This window comes from Microbacterium meiriae (genome assembly GCF_040685015.1).
Taxonomy (GTDB): domain Bacteria; phylum Actinomycetota; class Actinomycetes; order Actinomycetales; family Microbacteriaceae; genus Microbacterium; species Microbacterium meiriae.
In genome coordinates, this window is sequence record NZ_JBFBHD010000002.1 from 925,349 (window position 1) to 941,651 (window position 16,303).

General features: G+C 68.6%; 12 protein-coding genes and 1 tRNA gene. 6 read left to right on the forward strand and 7 right to left on the reverse strand.

The features are described from left to right. Nucleotides 1-123: 123 nt before the first annotated feature. Genes thrB through lysA form a run of 3 tightly spaced genes read right to left on the reverse strand, consistent with a single transcriptional unit; the run spans nucleotide 124 to nucleotide 3,833 of the window. Complete coding sequence (gene thrB, locus AB0N68_RS13030) at nucleotides 124-1,092, reverse strand: homoserine kinase (protein WP_313366706.1); 969 nt, start codon at nucleotides 1,090-1,092, stop codon at nucleotides 124-126. Further along, entirely contained in the window at nucleotides 1,089-2,393 is a 1,305-nt protein-coding gene (locus tag AB0N68_RS13035) for a homoserine dehydrogenase (RefSeq protein WP_187663808.1), read from the reverse strand. Before AB0N68_RS13035 ends, thrB begins: the two co-directional genes overlap by 4 nt. 21 nt (nucleotides 2,394-2,414) lie before the next feature. Next, the gene (lysA, locus tag AB0N68_RS13040; protein WP_259954977.1) at nucleotides 2,415-3,833 is read right to left on the reverse strand and encodes a diaminopimelate decarboxylase; all 1,419 of its coding nucleotides are present in this window, start codon (nucleotides 3,831-3,833) and stop codon (nucleotides 2,415-2,417) included. Between the two features lie 146 nt (nucleotides 3,834-3,979). On the opposite strand from lysA, the gene AB0N68_RS13045 reads away from it, so the two are divergent. The 4 genes from AB0N68_RS13045 to AB0N68_RS13060 are packed head-to-tail and all read left to right on the forward strand — an operon-like array spanning nucleotide 3,980 to nucleotide 7,306. After that, nucleotides 3,980-5,053 (forward strand): YihY/virulence factor BrkB family protein, encoded by a 1,074-nt coding sequence (locus AB0N68_RS13045; RefSeq protein ID WP_313366705.1) that lies wholly within the window; start codon nucleotides 3,980-3,982, stop codon nucleotides 5,051-5,053. Between the two features lie 52 nt (nucleotides 5,054-5,105). Further along, nucleotides 5,106-5,996, forward strand: a complete 891-nt coding sequence (locus AB0N68_RS13050) for an alpha/beta fold hydrolase (protein ID WP_313366704.1) — start codon at nucleotides 5,106-5,108, stop codon at nucleotides 5,994-5,996. Continuing rightward, complete coding sequence (locus AB0N68_RS13055) at nucleotides 5,989-6,570, forward strand: TetR/AcrR family transcriptional regulator (RefSeq protein WP_268776479.1); 582 nt, start codon at nucleotides 5,989-5,991, stop codon at nucleotides 6,568-6,570. The genes AB0N68_RS13050 and AB0N68_RS13055 overlap by 8 nt, the downstream gene beginning before the upstream one ends. 1 nt (nucleotide 6,571) lies before the next feature. Further along, nucleotides 6,572-7,306 (forward strand): alpha/beta fold hydrolase, encoded by a 735-nt coding sequence (locus AB0N68_RS13060; RefSeq protein WP_313366703.1) that lies wholly within the window; start codon nucleotides 6,572-6,574, stop codon nucleotides 7,304-7,306. A gap of 15 nt (nucleotides 7,307-7,321) precedes the next feature. Here AB0N68_RS13060 and AB0N68_RS13065 read toward each other — a convergent pair whose 3' ends face one another. Continuing rightward, on the reverse strand, nucleotides 7,322-8,164 hold the full coding sequence (locus AB0N68_RS13065) for an LmeA family phospholipid-binding protein (RefSeq protein WP_313366702.1): 843 nt from the start codon (nucleotides 8,162-8,164) through the stop codon (nucleotides 7,322-7,324). A gap of 7 nt (nucleotides 8,165-8,171) precedes the next feature. After that, nucleotides 8,172-9,836 carry an arginine--tRNA ligase gene (argS, locus tag AB0N68_RS13070; protein ID WP_313366701.1) on the reverse strand — a complete coding sequence of 555 codons (1,665 nt, stop codon included), beginning with the start codon at nucleotides 9,834-9,836 and terminating at the stop codon, nucleotides 8,172-8,174. A 93-nt stretch (nucleotides 9,837-9,929) separates the two neighbouring features. Here argS and AB0N68_RS13075 point away from each other — a divergent pair, with 93 nt between their 5' ends. Continuing rightward, nucleotides 9,930-10,739 (forward strand): SGNH/GDSL hydrolase family protein, encoded by an 810-nt coding sequence (locus tag AB0N68_RS13075; protein WP_313366700.1) that lies wholly within the window; start codon nucleotides 9,930-9,932, stop codon nucleotides 10,737-10,739. 16 nt (nucleotides 10,740-10,755) lie between these two features. Continuing rightward, nucleotides 10,756-10,828: transfer RNA gene (locus AB0N68_RS13080), tRNA-Arg, on the forward strand. A gap of 82 nt (nucleotides 10,829-10,910) precedes the next feature. Here the strand turns inward: AB0N68_RS13080 and AB0N68_RS13085 are convergent. Further along, a complete protein-coding gene (locus AB0N68_RS13085; RefSeq protein WP_313366699.1) occupies nucleotides 10,911-12,425 on the reverse strand; it encodes an SNIPE associated domain-containing protein in 1,515 nt (504 codons plus the stop codon). A gap of 209 nt (nucleotides 12,426-12,634) precedes the next feature. Next, nucleotides 12,635-16,177 (reverse strand): SIR2 family protein, encoded by a 3,543-nt coding sequence (locus AB0N68_RS13090; protein ID WP_313366698.1) that lies wholly within the window; start codon nucleotides 16,175-16,177, stop codon nucleotides 12,635-12,637. Nucleotides 16,178-16,303: the final 126 nt, after the last annotated feature.

The following is a 16,303-nucleotide window of genomic DNA, read 5'->3' on the forward strand; positions in this document are numbered from 1 at the left end:
CACAACGGGTGCTGCGCACGATCGCACGGGCTGACGCTCGGCGTCAGCCAGCCTCGGCACTTGGGCCTCAGGGGTTTGCGTGCGGGTCTTGCAAGAGATGCAATGGGGCCAGATTCACGAATGCTACGTGGAGCCCTCCGCTCGATCCCCCACTGTACCACCACGGACGTCGACGGCGAGCAGGAGCGCCTCCCACGGGGTGTCGGTCACCCGATTGGCCACCTCGACGGCGTCCAGGCGACTGCCCGGACCGTCCGCGAGGACGAGCACACTGGGGCCGGCGCCGGAGACGACGGCGGCGAATCCGGCGGCCCGCAGCGCCTGCACGAGGCGCTGCGTCTCGGGCATGGCGCCGGCGCGGTAGTCCTGGTGCAGGCGGTCGGCGGTCGCGTCCAGCAGCAGCTCCGGGCTCTGCATCAGCGCCGCGATGAGCAGAGCCGACCGGGACACGTTGAACACGGCGTCGGCCGTGGAGACGTGCGGCGGCTGCAGCGAGCGGGCCTGCGAGGTCGACATCGTGTACGCGGGGACGAGGACGAGGGGCGAGACGCCCCGATGCACGAGGAGCTTCTTGTGCTGCGGACCCCGCTCCCCCATCCACGCGATCGTGAGCCCGCCGAACAGCGCGGGCGCCACGTTGTCCGGGTGGCCCTCGAGCTCGGTCGCGAGGCGCAGCAGATCGGTGTCGGAGAGGTCGACGTCGCCGGCCAGCAGCCCCTTCGCCGCGAGTACGCCGGCAGCGACGGCCGCACCGGAGGACCCCAAGCCGCGGCCGTGCGGGACCGCGTTCTCGGCCACGATGCGCAGGCCGGGCATCGGCCTGCCGACGTCCGCGAAGACGTAGGCGATCGTCCGGACGATGAGGTTGGTCGCATCCCGGGGGATGTCCGCGGCGCCCGAACCGGAGACCTCGATCTCGAGCTCCCCCTCCGGCAGAGCGGTCACCTCGAGACGGTCGTAGATGCTCAGGGCCAGGCCGAGCGTGTCGAAGCCGGGGCCGAGATTGGCGCTCGTCGCCGGCACCGTCACCTCGACCGTGCGGCCGATGCGGGCGCCGTGCTCCTCGGGAGCCGTAGCCGTCACCGTGGTCACTCGCCTTCCACCCGGAGGACGGACACCACACGGGCGACGACATCGCTGTCGGCCAGCACGTCCACCGTGTCGCTGAGGGCCTGCTCGGTCGCACGGTGCGTGCCGATGATGAGGCGAGCGGTCGGCTCGTCCTCGCCCTCGACGGTCTGGACGACGGTCGCGACGGACACTCCGCCGTCGCTGAGGATGCCCGCCACGGTCGCGAGCACGCCGGGGGCGTCGGAGACCTCGAGGGTGATCTGGTACCGCGTGGTGACGTGGCCGATGGGCACGACGGGGAGATTCGCCCGGGTGGACTCGCCCACGCCGACGCCGCCCGCGATATGCCGACGCGCAGCGGAGACGACGTCGCCGAGGACGGCCGAGGCCGTCTGCACGCCGCCGGCGCCCGCCCCGTAGAACATGAGAGAGCCGGCGGCCTCCGCCTCGACGAAGACGGCATTGTTGGCACCGTGCACGGAGGCGAGCGGGTGGGACACGGGGACGAGTGCCGGGTAGACCCGCACCGAGATGGACTCGGCGCCGTTCGCCTCGATCCGCTCGCAGACGGCGAGAAGCTTGATGACGAAGCCGGCCGCGCGGGCCTCCTCGATCATCGACGCGGTGATCGAGGTGATGCCCTCGCGATGCACCGCCTCCAGCGGCACCGCGGTGTGGAAGGCGAGGCTGGCGAGGATCGCGGCCTTCTGCGCGGCGTCGTAGCCCTCGACGTCGGCGGTGGGGTCGGCCTCCGCATACCCCAGGCGCTGCGCGTCGGCGAGCACGTCGGCGAAGTCGGCGCCCTCGGTATCCATCCGGTCGAGGATGTAGTTCGTGGTGCCGTTGACGATGCCCATGATGCGCACGACGCGGTCGCCGGCGAGCGAGTCGCGCAGCGGACGGATGATCGGGATGGCGCCGGCGGCCGCCGCCTCGTAGTACACCGATGCGCCGACGCGATCCGCGGCCTCGAACAGCTCCGGCCCGTGGGTCGCCAGCAGCGCCTTGTTGGCGGTGACCACGTCGGCGCCGGAGCCGATGGCCTGGAGGATGTTCGTGCGGGCGGGCTCGATCCCGCCGATCAGCTCGATCACGATGTCGGCGCCGAGGATGAGCGACTCGGCATCGGTCGTGAAGAGCTCCTTCGGCAGCTCGACGTCGCGGGGCGCGTCGAGGTTTCGCACCGCGATGCCCGCCAGCTCCAGCGCGGCACCCGCGCGGTCGGCCAGCTCGTCGCCGTGGCGGAGCAGGAGGGCCGCCACCTGGGAGCCGACGGCTCCGGCGCCCAGCAGCGCCACGCGAAGTCGTCTGTAGTCAGTCATGGGTGCTCCTTCTGGGGTGGGTCATCGTGCTCCCTCGGGGGCGTGCGCCCCGTCGATGCCCGCGTCGCGGGCCAGCAGGTCGTGGACGGTCTCGCCGCGGACGATCACCCGCGAGCGGCCCTCGCGCACCGCCACGATCGGCGGCCGCGGGACGTGGTTGTAGTTGCTCGCGAGAGAGGCGCAGTACGCGCCCGTCGCGGGCACCGCGAGCAGGTCCCCCGGGGTGACGTCGCCGGGCAGATATTCGTGATCGACGACGATGTCGCCGGACTCGCAGTGCTTGCCGACCACCCGGCTCAACTGCGGGTCGCCCGTGCCCGCGCGCGAGGCCAGGCGGGCGGAGTAGCTGGCGCCGTAGAGGGCCGTGCGGGCGTTGTCACTCATCCCGCCGTCGACGCTGACGTAACGCCGGGTCGCCCCCGAGGCGACCGTGACGTCCTTCGTCGTGCCGACCTCGTAGAGCGTCACGCCCGCGGTGCCGACGATCGCACGCCCGGGCTCGAACGACAGCGCCGGCACGGGGATGCCGCGCGCCGCGCAGCCCTCGGCCACCGCCGCGACGATGCCGCCGGCGAGCTCGTCGATGGGGGTGGGGTCGTCGATGCGGGTGTAGGCGATGCCGAACCCGCCGCCGAGGTTCAGCTGCGGCACGGGGCCGTCCTCGAGGAGGGCGGCGTGCAGTTCGAGCACGCGGGAGGCCGACTCGCGGAAGCCGGCCACGCCGAAGATCTGGGAGCCGATGTGGCAGTGCAGTCCGGCGAACTCCAGCCCGGGGATCTCGCGGATCCGTGCCACGGCGACCTCCGCCTCGGCGAGCGGGAAGCCGAACTTCTGGTCCTCGTGCGCCGTGGCGAGGAAGTCGTGGGTCTCGGCGTGGACGCCGCTGATGACCCGGACCATGACGCGCTGCACGGCGTCGGTGCGGGCGGTGATGGCGGCCAGGCGCTCGATCTCGATCGCGCTGTCGACGACGATCGTCCCCACGCCGAGGGCGACCGCGCGCTCGAGCTCGGCGACCGACTTGTTGTTGCCGTGGAAGCCGAGCGAGGCCGGAGCGACCCCCGCGGCGAGGGCGACTTCGAGCTCGCCGCCGGTGCACACGTCGATGCGGAGCCCCTCGTCGACAACCCACCGGGCGACCGTCGTGCACAGGAACGCCTTGCCCGCGTAGTACACCTGCGCGGTCGTGCCGTGGGCGGAGGCGGCGCGGTCGAAAGCGTCGCGGAAGGCCCTGGCGCGGCGGCGCACCTCGTCTTCGTCGAGCACGAGGAGCGGCGTGCCGTAGGCCCGGACGAGCTCCGGCGCCGTCACACCCGCCAGCACGAGGGCTCCGTCCTCGTCGCGCTCCGTGGAGGACGGCCAGACCCCGACCGCGAGATCGTTCGGGTCGTCGGGGACGACGAGCCAATCCGGAGCGAGCGTGGCGGCAGAGTCGAGCACGGAACACCAATCGTGGGACGGATCTCGGGCGGAGGCGCACATCGAGTTGCCCCGATTCTAGGGCACCCCCTGTCCCCGCCTGGTCATGGTGACACGCCGCGTCAACCCCCTGGGGAGGGGTGCCGAGCGGCTCATAGGGTGGGGGCGTGGCAGACACCGACACGCGAGACTCCGAGAACCGTTCCGCAGCCCCGGCCCGACCGGGACTCGTCGCCCGCATCACGGGACCGGTGATCGCTTGGGCCCTGGCCCGGCGCCCGGTCAGGGCGGTGCTTCTGTACTCCGAGCGCCGCGGTCCGATGCTCGCCGACAGCGTGACCTACCGGGCCCTGTTCAGCGTCTTCGCCGGCGTGCTCCTCGGCTTCTCCCTCGCGGCCCTCTGGCTCTCCGGAAACCCGGAGGCCTGGCGCGCGATCATCGACGCCGTGCAGTCCGCGGTCCCCGGGCTCATCGGCGAGGGCGGTGTCATCAATACGAAGGACCTCCGGACTCCGGCGTCGTTCTCGATCGCCGGCATCATCTCCCTCGTCGCGCTGGTCGGTGCCGCGCTCGGCGCCATCGGCTCGCTCCGCACGGCCATCCGGACCATCGCCGGCACGATCCAGGCGGACATCCTGTGGATCTGGGTCATCGTCCGCAACCTGCTTCTCGGCATCGGCATCGGCCTCGCGTTCGTGCTCGCCGCCGGGATCACCTTCATCGGACAGCTCGGGGTGACCTGGATCGGCGACCTGCTCGGGGTGCCGTCGGATTCCCCTCTGCTCGCCTGGACGGTCCGGATCCTGTCGCTCCTCGTGGTGTTCATCCTCGACGCGGCCCTGATCGTGGGCGCCTTCCTCCTGCTGTCCGGCGTCCGACCCGCTGCGCGGTCGTTGTGGAGCGGCGCCTTCCTCGGCGCCTTCGGCCTGATCGTGCTGCAGCAGCTCTCCGGGCTCTTCGTCGGCGGTGCGACGAGCAACCCCCTGCTCGCCTCGTTCGCCTCGCTCCTCGCGCTGCTGATCTGGCTCCAGCTGTCCACCCAGGTCATCCTCGTCTCGTGCGCCTACATCGTCACGGCCGAGGAGGAGCGCGGTGACCGCCTGCACGAGCGGTTCGGCGCACGCACGTTCGTCCAGCGGCGGCTGCAGCGCGCCGAGGTGGACGTCAAGATCGCCACGGCCGAGCTGCGCGACGCCCAGCGCGCGGCGGCCGAGGAGAACGGCACCGCCGAGAAGAAGTGACCTTCCTCGTTGTGACCGCAATCGATATGGTGGTCACAACGAGAGGGGGCGCATGTCCGCACCACGACGGCACACCGTGACCGTTCCCGGCGCGCGGGTGTCGGTCGCGGAATGGTGCCCCGCGGCGGAGACGCAGCCGCCCGTGCTCCTTCTGCACGGCGGCGGCGCCGACAGTGCAGAACTCTCCTGGGGCGAGGTCGGACCGGCGTTGGCGGCCGCCGGACACCGCGTCGTGGCACCGGACCACCCCGGGTTCGGACGCAGTCCGCGCCTCGAAGCGCCGCTGACGCAGGAGCGCCTGGTGCAGTACGTCGGCGACCTCGTCGATGCCCTCGACCTGCAGGTCTACGTCGTCGGCGGACTCTCCCTGGGTGCCGGGTTGGCGTTGGGCCACCTCCTCGACCGCCCGGACGCTGCGCGCTCCGCCGCCCTCCTCGGCAGCTACGGGCTGATGCCACGGCTGACGGACGGACGCCTCGGTGCCCTCTCGCACCTGTCGACATTCCTGCTCCTGCGTTCGGGGCTGCTCGGCGCCATGACACGCGCCTACGCGCGCGACCGGAAGGCGATGATGCGCGGCCTCCAGGATCTCGTGCACTCCCCGGACGCCCGCAACCCGGCTCTCGTCGATGCGGTGCTCGCCGAGGCAGCGACCGGCTCCGGCCTCACGACGTTCGGCGACTGGCAGCGGGATCAGGTGCGACCGCTGCGACTCCGCACCGACTACCGCGACCGGCTCGCCAAGATCCGGGTCCCCGTCCTGCTCGTGCACGGCGACCGGGATTCCGGCGTGCCTCTTCGGAGGATCGAGGAGGCGGCGGACGCGCTGCCGGCCGGCCGGCTCCTGGTGGCACCGGGAGCCGGACACTGGGTGCAACGCGACCGCCCCGACCTCGTGATCCCCGCCCTCCGGGACTGGTTCGCCCGAGGCTCCGATGCCTAGGCCGCTCGTGCCCGACCGGCGCGCTCGCATCCTCGATGCCGCGGAGCGGATGGTGCTGACCGACGGGTTCGATGCCATGAGCGTCGCCGCGATCGCACGCGCGGCCGGCATCGGCAAGGGCGCGGTCTACCTGGAGTTCGCGGCGAAGCGCGACATCCTCGACGCGCTGCTCCAGCGCGGCACGTCTCGGATCGCCGATGCGGTCGCCCGTACCGCAGGACCGCAGCCCTCGCTCAGCGCCCTCTACCGCGCCACAGCTGCTGCCCTGCTCGGCGACGAGCTCATGACGGCCGCGTTCCTCGACGACGCGGGAGTGCTCGGTGCGCACGTCGCCGCGCAGCCACCCGCCCGGTACCGGATGCGTCACGAACAGGTCGTCGCCGGGATCCGTGAGCTGCAGGAGCAGGGCCGGATCGTGCCAGACGTGGAGCCCGAGGCCCTGGCTCTCGCGTTGTCCAGTGCCACGCTCGGCCTGCTCTCCGCGGCCCGCACCCTGGGGCCCCTCGATCGCGCGACGCTGGAGAGCGCCATCGACACGGTCGGCCGCATGGCCGCGAGCTTCGAGACGGAGTGACATGCATCACGAGACGACAGGCTCCGCAGGAACCCCTCCCCTCCTCCTGCTGCACGGGGGCGGGGTCGCCGGCTGGATGTGGGAGCCGCTGCGCAGTCACCTCGACCCCGCACGGCGGGTCATCCTCCCGGATCTTCCGGGACACGGCCGCAGCGCGACAGCGGACTACGTGTCGCACGAGGAGACGGTCGCGGCGCTCGTCCCGCTGCTGGAGCAGGAGACGCGACCGGCGACCGTCGTCGGGTTCTCCCTCGGCGCCCAGCTCGCCGTCCTGCTCGCGGCACGACGACCGGACCTCGTCGCCGACGCCGTGGTCATCAGCGCTCAGGCGGAACCGCTGCGCGCCGTCGGCCCGACCCTCGCGCTGCTCCGCCTCACGGCAGGGCTCGCCAGGAACGAGCGCTTCGCCCGCCTTCAGGCCCGCGAGCTGTTCATTCCCGACGCGCTGCTCCCCCGCTATCTGGAGACCTCCGCGGCCATCTCGCGCACGACCCTGCTGCGCGCGGTAGAGGAGAACCTCCGTTTCACGCCTCCGCCCGCGTGGCGCGCGCATCCCGGCACCGCCCTGATCCTGGTCGGTGCGGAGGAGAAGCCGATGATGCGCCGCTCCGCCGCGCTGCTGGACCGGGTGCATCCCCGCAGCACCCTCGAGGTCGCCGAGGGGTGCGGACACGGCATCCCCCTGCAACGGCCGGCGGAGCTCGCCGCGCGTCTGGAGGAGCGCCTGGCCACGTGACCGGTGCGTGACCGCTCAGCGGTCACAGGTCCCCTTCTCCTGGAGCGTCTCGTCCGTAACGATCGCCCCGTCCACGTCGATGTCGATCACGGCCTGGTCGTCGACGATCTCGATTCCCGTCAGGGTGAGGCCGGCCGGCAGCTGGTCCGCGATGCAGACGCGCCGCGGTTCGGTGATCCCCTCGCCGAGGGATCCGAGGGACGAGCCCACACGATCGAGATCGATGTCGACGCCGCCGATGCTCGCCGCCACCGGGGTGAGTTCGAGGTCGCCCTCGACAGCCCCGGGGGTCAGGGTCACGGATACCGGCACCGCGGTGCCGAGCACGTCGAACGAGCCGCCGAGGGTCGCGTTCGGTGCCACGAACTCCACGGTGTCGACAGGGAGTTCCGAGTCGGCGAGCAGAGCGGTGAACTGCTCCTGGTCGATGCGGATGGTGCCGTCCGCGCCGTCGAGGTCGCCGCCCCGCAGCGGAACGCCCGTCGCCGTGACGTCGGCGGCACCGGTGATGCCCTGCAGCGTGACGGCCTCCGTCGACAGGCGCAGGGTGTCGAGACGACCGGCGAGGAGCTGTGGGAGGAGGATCCCCTCGGTCTCGACGTCCAGCTGCTGGTCGGCAGGGAGGTCGAGCTGCTCGATGACGATCGATCGGACGACACCGGGCAGCACCGCACGGGCGACGAACTCGGCCGCGACCACGAGGGCGGCGAGCACGACCACGACGATGAGCACGACCCACGGCCACCGCCGGCGACGACGTCCGGCGCCGCCCCGACCGTCCGCCGCGTCCGGGACCACGAGCGTCGGGTGCTCGTCCGAGGGCTTCGGATACGGGAGGGTGTGGTTGTCGTCGCTCATGGCGCTCCTACATGCGCTCGGGCGCGGACACGCCGAGCAGGTCGAGTCCGTTGCGGAAGACCTGGCCGGCGGCATCGTTCAGCCACAGGCGCGTGCGGTGCACGTCCTCCACCGGGGCGTCGCTCAGCGGGATCACCCGGCAGTTGTCGTACCAGCGGTGGTACAGGCCGGCGAGCTCCTCCAGATAGCGCGCGACGCGGTGCGGCTCGCGCACCTCGGCCGCGAACGCCACGATGCGGGGGAACTCCTGGAGCGCGCCCAGCAGCGCCGCCTCGGTCTCGTGCGTGAGCGTCTCCGGGGCGAAGACGGAGCGGTCGATGCCGGAGTCGGCGGCGTTGCGCGCGACGTTGTGGGTGCGGGCGTGTGCGTACTGCACGTAGAACACCGGGTTGTCGTTCGTGCGCTTCTGCAGCAGCTCCGGGTCGAGGTCGAGCGGCGAGTCGGCGGGCGAGCGCTCCAGCGAGTAGCGCAGCGCGTCCGTGCCGAGCCAGTCGAGCAGGTCGTCCATCTCAATGATGTTGCCGGCACGCTTGCTGAGGCGGGCGCCGTTGATCGAGACCATCTGGCCGATCAGCACCTGGATGTTCTTCGCGGGGTCGTCCCCCGCCGCCCCCGCGACCGCCTTGAGACGGTGCACGTAGCCGTGGTGGTCGGCGCCCAGAAGGTAGATCTTGTCGCGGAAGCCGCGGTCGCCCTTGTTCAGGTAGTAGGCGGCGTCGGCGGCGAAGTACGTGTACTCGCCGTTCGAGCGGCGGATCACACGGTCCTTGTCATCGCCGAAGTCCGTCGTGCGCACCCAGACAGCGCCGTCCTCGTCGAACACGTGACCCTGCTCGCGCAGACGGTCGACGGCCTGGTCGATCAGACTCGACCCCGAGGCGTCCTTCGCGTGGAGGGTGCGCTCGGAGAACCACACGTCGAACGGCACGTTGAAGCGCTCGAGCGAGTTCTTGATCTCCGCGAGCTGGTACTCGTAGCCGAGCTCGCGGGCGACCGTGAGCTGCTCCTCCTCCGGGAGATCGAGCAGGTCGGGACGCGCTTCGAGCACGCGACCGGCGAGCGTCGCGATGTACTGCCCCGGGTAGCCGCCCTCCGGCGTGGGCTCCCCCTTGGCCGCGGCCAGCACGGACGCGGCGAAGCGGTCCATCTGCACGCCCGCGTCGTTGATGTAGTACTCACGCACCGCGCGGGCGCCGCTCGCGAGGAGCAGGCGCACGATCGCGTCGCCGAGGGCCGCCCAGCGCGTGTGCGCGATGTGGAGAGGACCGGTGGGGTTGGCCGAGACGAACTCGACGTTCACGCTGACGCCCTCCTGCGAGGAGTTCGTCCCGTAGGCGGGACCGGCGTCGACGATGACCTTCGCGAGCGCACCGGCGGCGGCGGCGTCGAGACGGATGTTGAGGAAGCCCGGACCGGCGACCTCCACGCTCGCGATGCCGTCCACATCGACCAGTCCGTCGGCGATCTGCTGGGCGAGCTCACGCGGGTTCGTGCCGAAGGGCTTGGCCAGGCGCATGGCGATGTTCGAGGCCCAGTCGCCGTGGTCGCGGTTACGCGGGCGCTCCAGCACGATGTCGGCGGCGGAGAGGTCGAACGGCTCGCCCGGACGTCGTTCCTCGGCGATGGGGGCGAGGACGGCGAGGAGGGCGTGGGCGAGCGTTTCAGGATTCATAGACTCCCCAGTTTACGGGGGCGCGCCGCCCCTCTCCGCCGCCCCTCGTCGCGAAGAGTTTGCGTTCCGCGTTCCGTGATCTACTCTCGTGCCATGAACGCCCCCGCCGCCTCTCGTCGACTGCGCATCGCGGGCGTCGCCACCGCTCTTCTCGTCGCCGTCGCCGCGGGGGTCCTCGGAGTCTGGCGCCCCTGGGTTCCGGCGCCGTCGTCCCTCCCCGTCGGCGCGGCAGCCGGAGACGAATCCATCGCGGTGATCGCTCCCGCGCCGCTCGCGCTCCCGGAGGAGCCGACCGTCCTCGTCTTCGGTGATTCCTGGACCTACGGCTCGGCCGCCTCCGACCCCACCCTGGGGTATGCGTACGTGCTCGCCGACCTCCTGCGCGGCACGACCATCGTGGACGGCGTCCGGGGCAGCGGCTACCTCAAGCCCGGCATCGACGGCCCCACCTTCGGCGAGCGCATCGCGGCACTGGACCCGGCCCTCGACCCGGATCTCGTCATCATCCAGGGCTCCATCAACGACCGGGCGCAGGGCGAGGCCGGCTATCGCGACGCCGTGACCGCCGCATGGGACGCGCTGACGGCGCGCTACCCGGAGGCGGCGATCGTCGTGCTCGGGCCCGCGCCGCACGAGCTCCCGGTCGGGGCGCAGACGGCACGGATCGATCGGGACCTCGCGGCTCTCGCCTCGGCCCGCGGCTGGTGGTACATCTCCCCAATCGAGCGGGACTGGATCACTGACGAGAACTATCTCGCCGTCATCGACGTGGAGATCGGGCGCAAGCATCCGTCCACCGATGGCCACCGCTACCTCGCGGAGAAGCTGGCCGCAGCGCTCGACGAACTGCGCGCCGCGCCGGTCACCGAGGCCGGTGGGTCGGAGACCACCCCCGACGAGTGATATTGTCGATCGGTACGCCTCCGTAGCTCAGTGGATAGAGCGCCGGTTTCCGGTACCGTAGGTCGCAGGTTCGACTCCTGTCGGGGGCACGTACAGCGAAACCCCCGCCCGTCTGGGCGGGGGTTCTCGCATTCCAGCCAGGCTGTAGGTCGGCCGCGCCGCTTTGTCGGACTAGGAGCGACGCAAGGCGAGAGTCGCCGCATACTCCTCAGCTGTCGGTTCGAGCTTGAAGTCGAGAAGTTCTACGGAGTGCGCCTTCAACACTTCCCGCACCTCGGTCGGCGTGGCTCGGAAGTACTCTCGTCGCAGATTGATCTGGTTGACGCGGCGGTCAGCGAATTGCTGATGGAGCATCGCTTCGATGCCGACGGCGTCGTCAGCAAAGAACAGCGCGTGGACGTCGAATCGGAACGGCACGGACGCGTCGCCGAGCTCATTGACACGGTCCATCGGTTCGAGGCGCCGGGTGAGGCCGATCTTCACGACGTCGGGCCCGAAGGATCCCACGTTGCTGATGACGTACACGTAGCCGGCGCGGATGTTCGCCGCACGATAGTCGACGTTCTCGATGGCGTGCTCGACGTCTGCGAGGCGCGCGCGCATCCGCTCTGCGCCCTCAAGATCGCCATTGGCTTCGAGGGCCGCGATAGTGTTCGCGTAGTGTCCGCGCTCCTTCTCCAGGCGCGCCTTCTCGGCCGCCAGCTCCTTCTCAGCCTTGCGCTGCTCCCGGAGCTCTTCGCGATGAGCCCGCTCGGCTTCCTTTTCCGCCTGAACAGCACGGAGGTGTCGATTGGCGAGTTCGAGCTCACGCAGCCGGAGCTGATGAAAGTACGACGTGATGCTCAAGTTGATCATCGTGCCGAGCCGAGCGATCTGCTCTTGCGCCGAGGTGAGGCGCTTCTGTGCTGTGGCCAGGTTCCCGGCGCGAACCGCCTTCACGCAGTTCTCCGCCTCGGCGTTGTAGGAGCGGAGCATGAGCTTCGACATGTCGCGAACGAACTTCGCACCCTTGGCCGTGCTGTTGTTGAAGGTGAAGTTGCTCGTCGCCTGCGTCGCGCGACCGGTGCGGACGGCCGTCTTGATGTCTGCACGTAGCGCTTCGAGCTGCGTCGCCAGGGCGACGGAGTCCTCCGCAGGATGCTCATAGTCATAGAGGCCAAGTTCCTGAACCTCGGCGGCGCCGCGCAGGTCGAGGAGTGATGCCTCCGTCGCCGCGATGTCGGCCTGACGAGACGACAACTCCGCCGCAGCGGCGGCGACCTGCCCCCGCACGCCATCAAGTTCCCGGTTCAGGTGGCGCTTCAGGTCATCGAGGGCGGCCACCTCCTGGAGCCCGTACTGGTCGATGAGTCCTTGAAGTCGCGCGACCTCGGAGCGCAGCTTCTCAGCGTGCTTGCGGGCGCCGACCAGCGGGATGTTCTCCAGGACCAGCGGATTGTGGGCGCCGACAGACGAGGACACCTGGTCCGCCGAAGCCGCACGCGCGGCGATCTGCTCGGGGCGCTGGTCGGCTGCGGTCCGTGCTGTGAGTGCGCGGGCCTCGGCACGGGTTGGCGCCAACGGAGCGACGGACTGCGCGCCGCCGGCGAACACATGGTCCGTCCACGCGGCGCCATCCCAGTATCGTTGCTCGAACTGCCCAGACGGGTCTGGATGCCAACCGGGCTGCGCCGTCTGTTCAGTCACTCGCTCAACGTAGCGCACGACATACACGACAAGCCGACCGCGACGGCCCCGCACCGAAAAGGTCGAGCCATGCAACACAGCATCAGCGCGAGAGAGGTCTCGTCCGCGGTGCGGTTACGGATGCCGATGAGGTCAACGCCTCGCGAGTTCTCACCGTTGGGCTTAGGCACGTTGTTACGCTCCCTGAGCGCAACCCGCAATACCTGCAACTACATCGTCCAACTCGCGGCTTGATGAATTCCCAAGCCCACGGCGACCTCAGCGAAGGCTCGCTGCACCCTTGGTGGGGTTAGGGAGCCAACGACGGCAAACAGGGAGCTGAGCTCGTGTTGAACAGACCAGTCAGCAGTCGTCGTGAGCTGACCACGGCGGGTGGCATCACGCACGAAATCCTCAGCGTGAGCGCGCAGTACTGGCTCGGGAATGTGCGAATACGCGCTGTTACGCGACAGCGGGCCAGGAGCGGTCGCGCTTACGATGAGCGACTCAGGCGCAAGTTCGCCGAGGGCGAGTCCGAGGTCACCCCACGCCGTGCGTTCTTCTGGGGACTGCCCCCCGCTGCTGGAGTCGATACGCGACTGCCACTCAGTCTGGATCCATCCCCAAGCGGTCGGACGTCGGTCGAGCTCCAGGTCAGATACCTCTGCCCGAAGTGCGTCTAAGAAGCGAAGAAGATCCGGCTGGTCGGCAGGCAATGAGAGTTGCTGAAGCAAAGCGGATCGGTCGATGGCCTGAGCTGACGAGTAGATCGATGCGGCAGCAATCAGTCTCCAGTACTGCTGACTGGAGTCACGCTGTGCGGCCCCGCCGTTCGCAGCACGTCCTCGGAGAAGGGCCTCCCAGAATCCTGCGTCGAGGAGTGCGTCGTCGACTCGAGGGTTATGGAGGAAGGCACTCCACATCAGCGCTGCACGTTCGCCGCCAGCTGATGGATCGAACAGGGGGAACACCTTCGACGTGACAAAGGTCTCGTCGGCGGCGAAAAGGAAACGCAGATCCGTAGCCAGGATAGCTAGCGCAGGCCGATGGGCCGATCCGAAGTCATTGAGGATCGAGTCGAGGCTGGCCTTCTCGTAGTCGCTAAGCCCATTCCAATCGTCGCCCATTCTCCAGCGAAGGCTGATCCGATGCAACCAGTATTGGGCGTATGCTCCCGGCCATGTGTTTAGGGCCTCAGTAAGGGGGTCGGTCCACGAGCCGGTCTCATACTGTTCTGCTTCGTCGGTCCATATCGAGTTGATGAGTTTGTCGGTCAGGGTGAGCAAGGGCTCGGGTCTACTGCCGATCTCGCGGTTCACCAGCGAGAGGCAGAGGCGAGCGGTCGGTCGCACGAGGTCACCGCGTGCATAGAGCAAGTCAGTTGTCGTCGCCGCGACATCCGCCTCAGTATCGTTAAGGCTCCCGTTTTCCCAGCCCTCGAGTACGGCAGCGAGGAGGTCCTGCTGGTGCATGAACGGTGTAGGAACCAGGGCATCGACGAGCGGCCTACCTAGTTCGGGATGAGATCGGACCGCTGCCGAAACTACGGCGCATGCGTCCGCGATGCTCGAGCCGCCGAAGTTGCGCTCGCTGAAGTCGTGGTCCATCAAGGCGCGGATCGCGGCTCCAGCATTTCCCCGTTGAGCCAGTTCAACGAAGTCGCTGGTGTCCATCGGTGGGCTACCACCCCAGGTGCCGGACTCCATCCAGGAGTCAAAATCGGCGTGGGGACGCACGCCGATTTCTGGTCGGCCCGCCCTGATCCTACTGATCTCCGCCTCGAGCTCCTCCCAGTCGGAGACGTGCCTCGAAGTCCATTCAAGTAGGTCGAACATCACACGTTCGCGGAGACGAGCATCGGTCTCTTGGTCGGCGTTGAACGAGGGCGGCCCTTCGAGCACAGCGGCCAGGAATTCCTCTCTGGCGGCGTCGTCGAGGTCGGCCGCGGTCGAGGTGACAAGCGCGAAGACTTCGTGCTTGAGGTGGCGGTCGTAGACGCCAGGACCTCTGAGAAGCTCCTCAATCTTCTCGTTCGCTGTGCGGTCGCCATCTTCCCGCAACAGGTGAACGGCGAGTCGGCGCAGTAGAGCGTATGGGCTAAAAAGCCACCTTGGTCGAATGGACGCATCTACGCGCTGTTGTATGAAGGCAGCATCGCGAAGAGTGTCTATGAGCTCGTCTTCGATGTCGCGGTGTTCGTCCTGGGTGTGCGGTTCGATGGCTGAGCGACGAAAGGACCAACTGTCGAAGTGGTTCGCATCGAATGCGTCAAGGATCTCGTAGGCATTGGCGATGGCTTGTTCTAGTAGTTGAACTACCTGCGCAGCGACCGGGACGAGGTCCGCCCGGACACGCTCCATCAGGCGGCTCATATCGGATTTGTCGCCGATCCACTCGATGCCGAACTTCAATCGTGTCGACTCGTCTGTGCCTTCGTCCGAGAACCATGACGGCTCTTCCGCCAGAGTGAGGCGTGCAGCGATAGCCTCGCGCACGAATGGGAGGAGCTCTGACGACGATAGGTCGTCGTGTCCGTACGTTTGGAACCAGAACTCGTGCGTTCGGGGGGCTGTGCTCATCGCGGCTGAGACGATGAGCGCCCACTGCCGCGCGAGATGCGAATGCTCCTTCGGCATTCTGGCGCTGCGGATGCTGAGTTCGTATCGAAGGTATGGGTTGACGAGTGGTCCATGTCGGGCGAACACTCGCATCGCGAGATCGGCTCGGGCGGGTTCCATCGCGTAGGTTTCCGAGAACCATCCGGTGAGCACTCGCGCGCTTTCGGACATTTCAATGCCGGGATCGAACAGTTGTTGGAATGATGGTTGCGTCTCCGCCCAACGTAACCACTCGGGACCGGTGGCGGACTTGGCGAACGCGCGCACGCCGGATGGGACGGTGATGGCATACGCGAGGTAGTCGGCCTCGTCGGGGATCTTCGGTGGGCCGCCCCGAACGATAGAACGCACTCGTTCGTGATGATCCAGGTGGCCCATACGCTCGAGAGTCGCCCATGCGTCCAGAGCTTCGGGCAGAGCCTTGTGGTCGTCAGCAGACGAATACTCAATCGCCTCGATCCGAAGATCGTTCCACCGCGGATTCTCCGGCTTATCGGTGAGCACAAATCGACGGGTGTTCGGGGGGAGGCCACGCGCGAGGTACGTGACAACCACGTCGTTGTGGCTGTAACCGATGAACAGAACAGTTCGGTTGGTGAAGAGATCCTGCACGAATCGTCTCGCCCAGCCGTCGGTAAGGTAGGCGCGACCGAAGTCTGCGTCCGTCAGGACGAGCTCGTCAGTTGGGCGGGACACGGCCCCGTGGAGGTGAACCACACCGCGAAAACTGCGCGCGAGAGGCACCGCCGGAGCGTTGAAAGTCTCCCCCAGGACAAGATTCTCAGCTGCTGATGCTGCTGTGATGTGTTCGTCGTAGTTGGTCGTGACCACGGAGGCCGAAGTCGCCGCGGCTAGGCGAGCAATCCCGCGGTGGGTGTCGTTCGCGGACGATGAAGGGCGCGCGATGATGTCGCGCGCGATGTCGCGCACATGGGGAAATTCATTCGACAGTCGGCCGAGGAACGCGTCGGCCGGTTCCTTGCCATCAAAGACGCGGCCGACTCTGTCGGCAATTTGCCGAGCGAGCTCATTGAAGTCCGGTAGATCGGACTTCCCGCCCATCGATGCGCCGGCGCCAACGAAAAGCACCAGTTCACCCGCCCGAGCTGCAGCGAGGAGCTCCTCCGGAAGCTCAACACCTCGCGTGATCCTCATCACAGTTCCTCTATCTGGTCCACGTCAAGAGCGTTTGCTCGGCGCGGGCGATGTTCGGTGCCGTCACCGACCGACCAGTACTTTTGCGCAAGCTTGATCGACGTCCATGTCAGCGCAGGCTTTATC

Bases quoted from the DNA above. Each gene is read 5' to 3' on its own strand.
- AB0N68_RS13065 (WP_313366702.1), bottom strand. From the start codon at position 8,164: ATGAGCGACGACAACCACACCCTCCCGTATCCGAAGCCCTCGGACGAG.
- AB0N68_RS13050 (WP_313366704.1), top strand. From the start codon at position 5,106: ATGTCCGCACCACGACGGCACACCGTGACCGTTCCCGGCGCGCGGGTG.
- AB0N68_RS13090 (WP_313366698.1), bottom strand. From the start codon at position 16,177: ATGAGGATCACGCGAGGTGTTGAGCTTCCGGAGGAGCTCCTCGCTGCA.
- AB0N68_RS13055 (WP_268776479.1), top strand. From the start codon at position 5,989: ATGCCTAGGCCGCTCGTGCCCGACCGGCGCGCTCGCATCCTCGATGCC.
- AB0N68_RS13035 (WP_187663808.1), bottom strand. From the start codon at position 2,393: ATGACTGACTACAGACGACTTCGCGTGGCGCTGCTGGGCGCCGGAGCC.
- AB0N68_RS13075 (WP_313366700.1), top strand. From the start codon at position 9,930: ATGAACGCCCCCGCCGCCTCTCGTCGACTGCGCATCGCGGGCGTCGCC.
- argS (WP_313366701.1), bottom strand. From the start codon at position 9,836: ATGAATCCTGAAACGCTCGCCCACGCCCTCCTCGCCGTCCTCGCCCCC.
- AB0N68_RS13060 (WP_313366703.1), top strand. From the start codon at position 6,572: ATGCATCACGAGACGACAGGCTCCGCAGGAACCCCTCCCCTCCTCCTG.